The following is an 11,525-nucleotide window of genomic DNA, read 5'->3' as shown; positions in this document are numbered from 1 at the left end:
GCGGGGTGCGCCGGGCGTGCCGGGGGGGGCGCGCCCCCCCCCCCCCCGGGGGGGGGGGCCCCCCCCCCGGGGGGGGCCCCCCCCCCCGGCGGGGGGGGGGGGGGGCCCCCCCCCCCCCCCCCCCCCACCGGCGTTCGGGGGCGGCGGGGCTGCGGCTATCTTGAGCAGTCACTGACAGGACTGGGGAGGCGACGGGGATGGGTGGTCGGAGGGTGCTCGCCGCGGTGGCGGCGGCCGGGGTGCTGACGGGTGTGCTGGCCGGGTGCTCCTCCGGGGGATCGAACAGCCCTGGCGGGACGGCGGCTTCGGCCGCGTCCGGTCCGGCGGCGGCGCTGTCGGCGGCGCCCACGGCGGCCTCGGCCGTGGCCGCCCCCGGGTCCGCCCCGGCCGCCGCCGACGCCCCCGGGACGCCCCCGGCGGCCGCCTCCGCGTCGGCCCCCGCACCCGCCCCGGCCGCCGAGGCGCCGCACGGGGACCTGGAGGCGCCGCTGCTGGACGACAAGGTGGTCCGACAGGTGCTGCCGGACGGCAAGGCGATGCCCGGGTGGGAGGAGGAGAAGCGCAGGGTCGACACCGCCGACCACAAGGTCACCTGCACCGGCGCCGCGGCCGCCTCCTGCGCCGGAAAGCCGCTGAGCGGGTCGGTCCGGTACTCCTCGGGGGACGTCGTCGTGCGCTTCCTGGTGGACACCCTGCCCAGCCGGGACGCGGCGGCGCAGCGGCTGAAGGAGAACTACGCCTCGTACGCCGCCGGGCCGTTCAGGAAGGTCGACACCCCGGCGCTGGGCAGCGAGAGCCAGGCCTTCCAGGGGCCGCTGGCCGAGGGCGAGGGCGTCGGGATCGTGGTGCGCTCGGGCACCGTGGTGGCCAGCGTGACCAGCGAGGGCGGTCCGGTGGACGTGGCCGCCACCCGGCGGTTCGCGGTGATGCTGGTGCAGCGGATCGAACAGGCGCAGGCCGGGAGCGCACCGGACGCCGGGCTCGCCGCGGGCTGAGCGACCCCCTCCCCGCACGCGCAGGGCGCTGGGCTGGGCAAACGGATGTCAGTCGGCCGTGATATGTACCTATCTCGTGGTCACAGTGCGGTGCGGCCATGCGAAAGATGCCGATGACGTTCGAGGGGGCCAGACATGCCGCTGTTCCGACGCCGCTCCGGTGGGGAGGGCGCGCAGGACAGAGCCGGGCGGCGCGGGTTCGGCTTCGGCCGCCGGGGCACCGGATCGCCCGCGGCGGCCGGTGGCGGCGAGCCGCGGCTCGACCCGACGTACGGGGACGAGACGGCCCGCCTGGCGCTCCGCCAGGCCGCCGCCGGGGACTGGCCCGCGCTGCGCCCCGTGCTGGCCGCCGCCGACGGCGCCGACCTGTCCTTCCTGGTCGGGGCGATATCCGACGTGCCCAGGGTCGAGCAGTGGACGGCCCGCGCGCTGGCCGACACCCCGGACGACGCGCTGCTGCTGGTGCTGTCCGGCGCTCGGCACGTCGTCTGGGCCTGGGAGGCCAGGACGGGCGCCCGGGCCAAGGACGTCACCGAGGAGCGCTGGAAGGTGTTCCACGAGCGGCTGGACACCGCCGAGGAACAGCTGCTGGAGGCCGCCGAGCGCGAGCCGTCCTGGCACGCCCCCTGGAGCTTCCTGCAGACGAGCGCCATGGGGGCCTCGCTCGGCGCGGACGTCGCCACCGTCCGCTTCGAGGCCGCCGTGCGCCGGGCGCCCGGGAACGTCGGCTCGCACCGCGCCCGGCTGCAGCAGCTGAGCGCCAAGTGGGGCGGCTCGCACGAGGAGATGCACGAGTTCGCCCGCACCGCGATGCTCGCCGCGCCCGAGGGCAGCCAGCTCGGCGAGCTGGTGGCGCTCGCGCACCTGGAGCACTGGCTGGCCCTCCCGGACGGCGAGGACCGCGCGTACCTGACCAGCCCCGCCGTGGTCGGCGAGCTGCAGGAGGCGGCCTTCCGGTCCGTCCTGCACCCCGACTTCACGCCGGTGCGCGGCTGGCAGACGAGCTTCAACGCCTTCGCGATGGCCTTCTCCCTCGCCGACCAGCCCAAGACGGCACGCCTGCTGTTCGAGGCGCTGGACGGCTTCGTGACCAAGGCGCCGTGGCACTACCTGTCGCGCGATCCGGTCAAGGCCTTCCGCGCCCACCGGGACCGCTGCACGTCGTACTGGCGCTGAGCCGTACCCCGTCAGCGCCACCCGCCCGTCACGGCACCGCCCGTCACGGCACCGTCCGTCACCCGTCGACCACGTCATCCACCGTCACCACCGTCATCCACCGTCATCCACCCCGCGATCGAAAGAGCCTCCGGTGTCCCCTACCGACAACCTGACGAGTGCGCACACCTTCCAGGTAGACCTGCGCGGCCTGGTGGACCTGCTCTCCCACCACCTCTACTCCAGCCCGCGGGTCTACCTGCGCGAGCTGCTGCAGAACGCCGTGGACGCGATCTCCGCCCGCCGCGCCCTCGACCCCGGGGCGCCGGCCAGGATCACCGTCCGCGCCGACGACGAGCTGTCCGTCACCGACACCGGCATCGGCCTGACCGAGCAGGACGTCCACACCTTCCTCGCCACCATCGGCCGCAGCTCCAAGCGCGACGCCGACGGCCGGCTCGACGGCGCCGGGCTGGCCCGGGCCCGCGGCGACTTCATCGGCCAGTTCGGCATCGGCCTGCTCGCCTGCTTCGTGGTCGCCGACGAGATCACCGTGGTCACCCGCTCCGCCGCCACCCCCGACGCCCCGGCGATCGAGTGGCGCGGCAGCTCCGACGGCAGCTACACCATCCGCACCCTGCCCGCCTCGGCCAAGCCCGAGCCCGGCACCACCGTCACGCTGGCCCCGCGCGCCGACGCCGCCGAGTGGACCCGCCCCGGCCGGGTCGTCACCCTCGCCCGGGACTTCGGCAGCCTGCTGCGCCACGACGTCACCGTGATCGACGGCAACGGCACCGAGCACCGGATCAACCGCACCCCGCCGTGGGCCGAGCGCCACGCCTCGCCGATCGCCCGGCGCGACGCCCTCACCGAGTACTGCCGCGCGGCCTTCGACTTCACCCCGCTCGACACCATCGAGCTGGACCTGCCGCTGGTCGGCCTGCGCGGCGTCGCGTACGTCCTGCCGGACGCCGCCCCGCCCTCGCGCCGCAACGGCCACCGGGTGCACCTCAAGGGCATGCTGCTCTCCGACCAGGCCGACGAACTGCTGCCGGACTGGGCGTTCTTCGTCCGCTGCGTCGTCGACACCGACGGGCTGCGCCCCACCGCGTCGCGCGAGGGCCTGTACGCCGACGAGACGCTGGCCGCCGTCCGTGACGCGCTCGGCGCCCGGATCCGCGACTGGCTGACCGGCCTGTCCGCGAGCGACCCCGCCCTGCTGCACCGCTTCCTGTCCGTCCACCACCTGGCCGTCAAGGAACTCGCCCGCTACGACGACGAGTTGCTGCGGATGATGCTGCCCTGGCTGCCGTTCGAGACCACTGACGGCAACGTCACCCTGGACGAGTTCACCCGCAGCCACCCGGTGGTGCTGGTGACCCGCACGGTCGAGGAGTTCCGGCAGGTCGCCCCGATCGCCGGCGCGGCCGGACTCGGCGTGGTCAACGGCGGCTACACCTACGACCACGACCTGGTGCGCCGGCTGCCCGAGATCCGCCCCGGGGTCTCCGTCTCCGACCTCGACCCGGGCACCGTCACCGCGCACCTGGACACCGTCGACCCGGCCGCCGAACTGGCCGCCAACGCCTTCCTGGCGATCGCCCGCGAGGTGGTCGGCCGGTTCGACTGCGACGTCGCGCTGCGCAGCTTCCACCCGACCAACGCGCCCGCCCTGCTGCTCGACAACCGGGAGGCCAGGCACGAGCGCACCCGCGCCGAACTCGCCGACGAGGCCGACGGGTTGTGGGCCGACATCCTCGGCTCGCTGCGCGCCGAGGCGCCCCGCGCCCAGCTGGTGCTCAACCACCTCAATCCGCTGGTGCGCCGCGCCGCCACCGTCACCAGCCGCGAGCTGGCCGTCACCGCCGTCGAGGCGCTGTACGGGCAGGCCGTGCTGATGACCCGCCGTCCGCTCAAGGCCAGCGAGTCCGCCCTGCTCAACCGCTCGTTCATCAGCCTGCTCGACCACGCGATGCTCGGCCATGAGGCGGCCGGCGCGGCGGGTTCCCCCGGCGGGGAGAAGTCCGGTGGCGAGAAGTCCGACGGCGAGAAGGAGGCGTGATGCTGGACACCCCCGACGCGGTGATGGCCGCGCTGCGCGAGAACGACGCCCGCCCGTACGGCCGCACCAGGACCGTCACCGCCGAGGAACTCGTCGATGCCGCCGAGCAGTTCGAGGACACCGGGGTCCGCTCGATGGCCCTGCTGGAACTGATGGAGGCCTACGAGTACGACGGCGAGCGCAGCAAGAGCCCGGTCGTCTTCGCCCGCATCCTCAAGCTCTGGGACACCGACCCGGACGGCTTCGGCGAATGGGCCCGGCACCAGGTGCTCTGGCGCTTCAAGTGGGTCGCCGACGCGCTCAAGGACACCCCGGACGTCCCGCTCACGGCGATCCGGCGCTGGCACACCGAGCTGCGCGACCGCTACCGCGCGGCCGGCCACGACCTCCAGCCCTACTACGCCCAGCGCTACCACCTGGCCGTGCAGACCGGCATCGGGGTGCAGGACGCCTACGAGCTGTGGGCGGCGCGCCGGCGCTCCGAGCTGAGCGACTGCCACGCCTGCGAGACCCGCGCCCGGGCCCGGCACTTCATCGCCGCCGGGGACGACGCCCGGGCGCTGGAGGTGCTCGCCCCGGTGCTGGACGGCCGCAGCGGCTGCGAGCAGGAGCCCCACCTCAGCCAGGCCACCGCGCTGCTCGCCCAGCTGCGCCAGGGCCGGCTGGACGAGGCCGTCTCCGGCCACCTCGCCGGCTACCGCAACTCCCGCGGCAAGGCCTCGATGCTGAGCGCCCTCGGCCTGCACATCGAGTTCTGCGCGCTGTCCGGCAACGAGCCGCGCGGCCTGGAACTGCTCGCCGAGAACCGCGGCCTGTTCGCCGTCACGGGGGACCCGGCGGCCCTGCTGGACTTCCTGACCGGCGTCGAGGTGCTGCTCGGCCGGCTCGCCCGGACCGGCCACGGCGACCTGGCGGTCAGCGGGCCGGCCGGCACCACCTGGACGGTGGACTCCCTGCTCGCCCACGTGCGCACCGAGGCCGGCGCCCTGGCCGCCCGCTTCGACGCCCGCAACGGCACCGACGCGGTCGGCGCCGGGCGGCGCGCCCGGCTGGCCGCCGAGCCGCTGCTCGCCGAGCCGCTGGCGCTGGGCGTGCGGGCCGCCGCGGCGCCCGGGCTGTCCGCCGCCCCGGCCGTCGCCCCCGCGCCGCGCCGGGAGGTCGAGCCGGAGCCGGAGGACTTCACCGCCCTGGTGCTGCGCGCCCGCGAGCTGGAGGTGCTCGGCCACCCGGACTCCGACCGGCTGTGGAAGCGGGTCGCCGAGCGCGTCGAGGCCGCGGACTTCGTCCATCCGGAGAGCGCCGAGCTGGGCGGTCCCGAGCGACTGCGCGCCGAACTCGCCGAGCAGCGCGCCCACGAGGCGCTCCAGCGCGACGCGTACGCCGAGGGCAAGGCCGGACTGTTGGCGGCCGCCGACCTGTTCGAGGAGGCGGGGCTGGCCGGGTCGGCGCTGATGTGCCGCACCCGGACCCTGATCGCGGACCTGGACGAGAGCGACGGCGACGGCGACGTCAAGGGTGACGGCGAAGGAGGCGGCAATGGTGACGGGGAGGGCAGCGGCGCCCGGAGGCCCGACTGGGCGGCGCTCGACGCGGCGCTCGTCCGGGCCGAGGAGCTGCGCGCCCACGGCGAACTGACCGACGACGACTACCTGATCGTGCTGCAGACCCGCGCCTACGCCGCCCACCACGACCTGGTCGAGACGCTGCCCGAGCCCGTTGCCGAGGTGGCCGAGCGCTTCGAGGCGGCCGTCGGGGCGTACCGGCGGGCGGCCGTGGAGCTCGGCTCCGAGCGGCGGGCCGCCACCTCCCGGCAGTACACCGCGGACGCCGCCGCCCGGGCGGGCCGGCTGGCCGAGGCGGAGACCGAACTGCGGGAGGTGCTCGCTCAGTTGGACGCCGCCGAGCTGCCCTGGCACACCCCGCGGGTGCTCGGCCTGTTGGGCCAGGTGCTGCTGCAGGGCGACGAGCCCGGCCAGGCGGTCGAGGTGTTCCACCGGGCGCTGGCCGAGGCCGTCCGCTGGGGCGACGACTCCTACCCGTTCGCGCCGACGTACATGATGCTCGGTCACTCCTGCCTCCGGGTGGGCGACCTCGGCGGCGCGGTCCGCGCGCTGTCGGAGGCGGCCGCGCGCTACGACCGCAAGGGCGCCGAGGCGGTCGAGGAGGCCGCCCAGGTGCGCCTGCAGCTGGCCGACGTGCTGCGCGACACCGGCCGGGCGGCGGACGCGGTGGCCGTGCTGGAGTCGGTGCTGCTGGACGCGTCGGCGGCCCGGCTGGACGGCCGGATGCTCGCCCAGGCCCGGCTGGACCTCGCCCGGGGCCTGTCCGAGCTGGAGGAGTACCGGGACGCCGCCGAGGAGTACCTGCGGCTGGCCGACCAGGTGGCCGGCTGGGAGGAGCAGGAGACCCACACCATGGTCGCCTGCGAGGCCACCGTGGCGCTCGCCCGGGCCGAGCGCTGGGACGCCGCCGACGCGGCACTGGCCCGGGCCCGTGAGGCTCACGGCAAGGCCCCCCAGGTGGACCAACTGGCCGCCACCCTCCGGGAGTTGGTGCGGCTGACGACGCGGGCGAAGGGCGCGGAGGGGCTGCCGGCCGCGCTCGCCCTGCTGGCCGAGGCGGACGCGCTCGGCGAGGCCGCCGAACGGGCCGGCATGGAGTACAACTCCTGGTACCTGCGCGGTGGTTCGCACTACGAGCGGGCACGCGCGCTGGCCGTCGCCGGGCGGCACGAGGAGGCGCTGGCCGAGGTCGAGCGGGCCATCCCGGAGTACGAGGCGGGTGGCGGGCAGGCCGAGTCGCCACGGGCGGAGGCCGTCCGGCTGGCCGCGCTGATCGAGGGCAGTGACCTCGGCCGCACCGACGCGGCGGTGGCCCGGCTGACGGCCGGCATCGCGCGCTGCGAGGCGGCCGGTCTGTCGGAGGCCGCGGAGATCCTGGCGGACCTGCGGGAGCAGTTCGCGGGCGAGTGACGCCCCGCGTCCTGCCGGTGGGGCGGGGCCCGGGCCCCGCCCCACCGGCGGTCGTTCCGTCGCAGGGCCCGTCGTCGGCCCGGACGCCGCACTGGCCGCCGGCGCCCGGCACCTCGTTCCCCGTCCAGCGGCGACGGCAACGGCCGTGGGCGCCGAAACGGCGTGGATCAGCGCATTCCACCCCACAGCTCCTCCACCCCACAGCTCCTCCACCCCACCGCTCGCCCCCTCGCCGGGCGCCCCGTCAGCCGCCGGTGAATCCACCCGACCGGTGGGGGAGCCGTTGCGGCAGCTCAGGCCCTGGCGGCGGGGCTCGGTCAGGCCCTGGCGGCGGGCTCGCTCAGATCCTGCCGACGAGGTCCGCGCCCACGCCCGCCAGCAGACCGCTGACCGCCGGGGACCACGGGCGGCCGCTCGGCCCGGTGAGCGTCAGCGTCCGGTGGACGGCGGGGCGGATCGGGATCAGCACGCAGTCGGCGGGGAGCATGGTCAGCGCCAGCGCGGGCATCACCGACACCCCGAGGCCCGCGTGCACCATGCCGATCAGGGTGTTCAGGTCGCGGATGCGGTGCCGCGGAGTGAAGCGGACCCCGGCCCGTCGGTAGGCCTCGCGGACGTGGCGCTCGCAGCCGCCCTCCGAGAGCAGGAAGTCGTCGTCCTCCAACTCGGCCACGTGTACGGTCGGTTCACCAGCCAGCGGGTGGTCGCGGCGCAGCAGCACGTGCATGGAGTCGGCGCCGAGCGCGACCGCCCCGGGCGGCAGCCGGCCGACGTCCATCAGTACGGCGGCGTCCACCATCCCCGCCTCCAGCCAGGCCGGCAGCTCGTCGTCCTCGCCCTCGAAGACCCGGACGGTCAGCTGCGGGTGGGCCGCCCGCCAGTCCTTCAGCAGTCCGGGCAGCAGTGCCTGGCAGACGGTGGTCGGCGCCGCCAGCCGTATGGTGCCGGTCAGGCCGCCGGAGTGCCGGGCGGCGATCGCGCGGACGGCGGCGGCCGAGGCGACGGCCGTCCGGGCGTGCGGCAGGACCTGTTCGCCCAGTGGGGTGGCGCGGCACGGGCTGCCGCGCCACAGCACGGGCGCGCCGAGGGCCCGTTCCAGGGCGGCGACGGCGTGCGAGACCGCGGACTGGCTGATGCCCAACTCGTCGGCGGCCGTGCCGAAGCCACCGGTGTCGGCGACCGCGACCAGGGCCCTGAGCTGGGCCAGGTTGACGTCCGAGGTCATGAGACTTCCTCATCGCCGGTGCAGTGCCACTTGTTGGACTCATGGTGTGGCGCCGGGCCAGTCTCTGTCCAGCTGATGGCACGGACTCGGACACGGGAGTCGGACATGGAGGTGGTGGGGATGCGGCGCTGGCTGCCGGGCTTCGTGGCCCTGTCGGCGATCTGGGGCGCGAGCTTCGCCCTGATCAAGGTGGCGGTCGACGCGGGGGTGCCGCCGATCTGGGTGGCTCTGTGGCGCTGCCTGCTGGGCGCGGCCGCGCTGTGGGTGATCTTCGCGGTGCGCGGCGAGCGGGTCCCGCGCGACCGGGCGCTGTGGGGCCACTCGGCGGTGGTGGCGGTGCTGCTCAACGCCGTGCCGTTCACCCTCTTCCCGTTCGGCGAGACCAGGGTCAGCTCGCTGCTCGCCGGGGTGGTGAACGCGACCACCCCGCTGTTCACCCTGCTGTTCGCGGTGCTGACCGTCCCCGAGGAGCGCCGCCCGGGCGCCCGGCGGCTGGCCGGACTCGGGCTCGGCTTCCTCGGCGTGCTCACCCTGCTCGGGGTCTGGCACGGCCTCGGTGCCGGCGCGACGACCGGGGCGCTGGCCTGCCTGGCCGCCACCTGCTGCTACGGCGCCGGCTACGTCTATCTGCGTCGCTTCCTGTCCGGCCGCTCGGAGTCGGTGGCCGCTCTGTCCGTGCTCCAGATCACCTGTGCCGCCGTCGAGCTGGCCCTGGTCGCACCGCTCGCCGCGGGCGTCCCGCACTGGCCCGGGGCCGGCGCCGCGCTCGCCCTGCTGGTGCTCGGCGTGCTCGGCACCGGTCTGGCGTACCTGCTCAACATCGCGCTGGTGCGCAGTGCGGGGACGACCGTGGCCTCCGCCGTCACGTACGCGATGCCGCTCTGGTCGACGGCGCTCGGCGCGGCCGTCCTGCACGAGCCGGTGGGCTGGAACGCCCTGGCCGGCGGCGCGCTGGTGATCGTGGCCGTCGCGCTGACCAGGCCGCGCCGGGCCCGGGCGGAGGCCCAGGGGGCAGCCCGGGAGGCAGCCCGGGCGCAGGCCCCGGCGGAGGCCCAGGCGGCGGCCCCGGGCGGAGCCCCGAAGGGCCGTCCGACGCTCCGTTAGGGTTGACCGGGTGAGCGAGGGGAGCAGCGAGGGGGAGCGGCGGCCGGCGTCCGTCCGCGAGGCGCTGTGGGCGCACCTGCGCTTCCCCTTCACCGGCCGGGTGCCGCGCTGCTGGGCGTACCTGCTGGGCAGCGCCCTGCTCGGCCCGGTGCAGCTGGTGGTCCTCGCGGTGCTGCTGGTGCTCGGCGTGGGCCTGTCGGTGGTCGGCATCGGGCTGCCGGTGCTGCTCGCCCTGGCACTCGCGGGCATCCCGGCCGCCACCGCGGCCCGGTGGCGGCTGCGGCTGGTCGAGCCGGTGCCGCTGCCCGACCCGCACCGAAGCCTGCCCGGGGCGGGCCGCCGCGCCCGCATCCGCACCCGGCTGCGCGAGCGCGCCACCTGGCGCGAACTCGCCCACGCGGTACTCGCCTCGACGGTGCTGGCCGCCGCCGCGCTCGGCTTCACCGTCCTCCTGGTGCTCTCCGGCCTGTACGTGCTCTCCCCGCTGGTGGTCTGGGCGCTCGCGCCGGAGACGGTGATGCTGATCCCCGGGCACACCGTCCACGGGCCGCTCGCCGCCCTGCCGTTCGCCGCCGCCGGGCTGGCCGGCCTGCTGCTCTGCGCCTACGCCGGTGCGCTGCTGACCGCCGCCGAGGTCGCCCTGGCCCGCTTCCTGCTCGGGCCCCGGGAGGACGACCTCGGCCGCCAGGTGCTCGAACTCACCCGCTCCCGTGCCCGGCTGGCCGATGCCTTCGAGGCCGAGCGGCGACGGATCGAGCGCGACCTGCACGACGGAGCGCAGCAGCAGCTGGTCGCGCTGAGCATGACCCTGGGGCTCGCCGAGTACGAGCTGCGCGAGCGGGACGGCCGGGCGGCGGAACTCGTCACCCGGGCGCGCGGCGAGGCCCGGCAGGCCCTGGAGCAGCTGCGCGGGCTGGTGCGCGGCATCCACCCGCAGGTGCTCACCGACCACGGGCTCGCCGCCGCCGTGGACGAGGTCGCCCAGCGCCACCCGATCCCGGTGGCCACCGACATCGAGCTCCCGGAGCGGCTGCCCGCCCCCGTGGAGACCACCGCCTACTTCACCGTCACCGAGGCGCTCACCAACGCCGCCAAGCACAGCGGTGCCACCGCGATCACCGTCCACGGGCGGGTCTCGCACGGTCGGCTGGTCGTCCAGGTGACCGACGACGGCCGCGGCGGGGCCGACCCGGCCGCCGGGGCCGGGCTGGCGGGGCTCGCCGACCGGGTGGCACTGCTGAGAGGACGGCTGATGGTGACGAGCCCGACGGGCGGCCCGACGACGCTGCGGTTGGAGGTGCCGTGCTCCGGGTCGTGATCGCCGAGGACGCGGTGCTGCTGCGCGCCGGACTGGTCGAACTCCTCGCCCTCGGCGGCCACGTGGTGACCGCCGCCGTCGGCGACGCCCGGGCGCTGGCGGCGGCCGTCGACGCCGACCGTCCCGACATCGTGCTCACCGACGTCCGGATGCCCCCCGACCACACCGACGAGGGCCTGCGCGCCGCCCTCGCCCTGCGCGAGCGCCACCCGGGCCTGCCCGTCCTGGTCCTCTCCCAGTACGTGGCCACCCCGTACGCGACCCGGCTGCTCGCCGCCGCCGGTGCCCAACCGGCCGGTCTGGGCTACCTGTTGAAGGACCGGGTCGGCGACGTCGCGGAGTTCCTGGACGCGCTGCGGCGGGTCGCCGGAGGGGAGACGGTGATCGACCCCGAGGTGGTCCGGGTGCTGCTGCGCGGCCAGTGCGCCGACCGCCCGCTCGCCCGTCTCACCCCGCGCGAGCGCGAGGTGCTCGCGCTGATCGCCGAAGGCCTCAACAACCAGGCCGTGGCGGGCCGGTTGAGCATCACCGAGGCCTCGGTGGTGAAGCACTGCGGGAACATCTTCATGAAGCTGGACCTGGATCCGACGGAGGGCAACCGGCGGGTGCTCGCGGTGCTGGCCCACCTGCGCGGGGAGTGAGCGACCGGCCCGCCGGATGACGGACCACCCCCTTGTCAGGGCGGTCGCGGTGC

Annotated in this window: 8 protein-coding genes; 7 read left to right on the top strand and 1 reads right to left on the bottom strand. The window is 76.0% G+C overall.

All coding sequences use genetic code 11. From position 1 onward, the window contains the following. Window positions 1–197 precede the first annotated feature (197 nt). The 4 genes from ACWDBE_RS21095 (at window position 198) to ACWDBE_RS21080 (ending at window position 7,184) form a co-directional block, all read left to right on the top strand. Entirely contained in the window at window positions 198–995 is a 798-nt protein-coding gene (locus ACWDBE_RS21095; protein ID WP_449808757.1) for a hypothetical protein, read from the top strand. A 135-nt stretch (window positions 996–1,130) separates the two neighbouring features. Further along, window positions 1,131–2,171, top strand: coding sequence for a hypothetical protein (locus ACWDBE_RS21090; protein WP_449788649.1), 1,041 nt, complete (start codon window positions 1,131–1,133; stop codon window positions 2,169–2,171). A gap of 133 nt (window positions 2,172–2,304) precedes the next feature. Then, window positions 2,305–4,212: an HSP90 family protein gene (locus ACWDBE_RS21085; RefSeq protein ID WP_449808756.1), complete on the top strand. Its 1,908-nt coding sequence runs from the start codon at window positions 2,305–2,307 to the stop codon at window positions 4,210–4,212. After that, window positions 4,212–7,184, top strand: coding sequence for a hypothetical protein (locus ACWDBE_RS21080; RefSeq protein ID WP_449788647.1), 2,973 nt, complete (start codon window positions 4,212–4,214; stop codon window positions 7,182–7,184). The genes ACWDBE_RS21085 and ACWDBE_RS21080 overlap by 1 nt, the downstream gene beginning before the upstream one ends. Before the next feature lie 340 nt (window positions 7,185–7,524). On the opposite strand, the gene ACWDBE_RS21075 is transcribed toward ACWDBE_RS21080, so the two are convergent. Beyond that, the gene (locus tag ACWDBE_RS21075) at window positions 7,525–8,409 is read right to left on the bottom strand and encodes a LysR family transcriptional regulator (RefSeq protein WP_449788646.1); all 885 of its coding nucleotides are present in this window, start codon (window positions 8,407–8,409) and stop codon (window positions 7,525–7,527) included. A gap of 105 nt (window positions 8,410–8,514) precedes the next feature. Here ACWDBE_RS21075 and ACWDBE_RS21070 point away from each other — a divergent pair, with 105 nt between their 5' ends. From ACWDBE_RS21070 to ACWDBE_RS21060, 3 genes are all read left to right on the top strand, one after another. Further along, window positions 8,515–9,513, top strand: a complete 999-nt coding sequence (locus tag ACWDBE_RS21070; protein WP_449788645.1) for a DMT family transporter — start codon at window positions 8,515–8,517, stop codon at window positions 9,511–9,513. A 64-nt stretch (window positions 9,514–9,577) separates the two neighbouring features. Then, window positions 9,578–10,831 (top strand): sensor domain-containing protein, encoded by a 1,254-nt coding sequence (locus tag ACWDBE_RS21065; protein ID WP_449808790.1) that lies wholly within the window; start codon window positions 9,578–9,580, stop codon window positions 10,829–10,831. After that, the gene (locus ACWDBE_RS21060; protein WP_449808755.1) at window positions 10,816–11,472 is read left to right on the top strand and encodes a response regulator; all 657 of its coding nucleotides are present in this window, start codon (window positions 10,816–10,818) and stop codon (window positions 11,470–11,472) included. Before ACWDBE_RS21065 ends, ACWDBE_RS21060 begins: the two co-directional genes overlap by 16 nt. Window positions 11,473–11,525 lie beyond the last annotated feature (53 nt).

The organism is Kitasatospora sp. NPDC001132 (assembly GCF_053598415.1).
The sequence above is the reverse complement of the archived record's forward strand: the minus strand, read 5'-3'. Positions and strand labels throughout refer to the sequence as shown.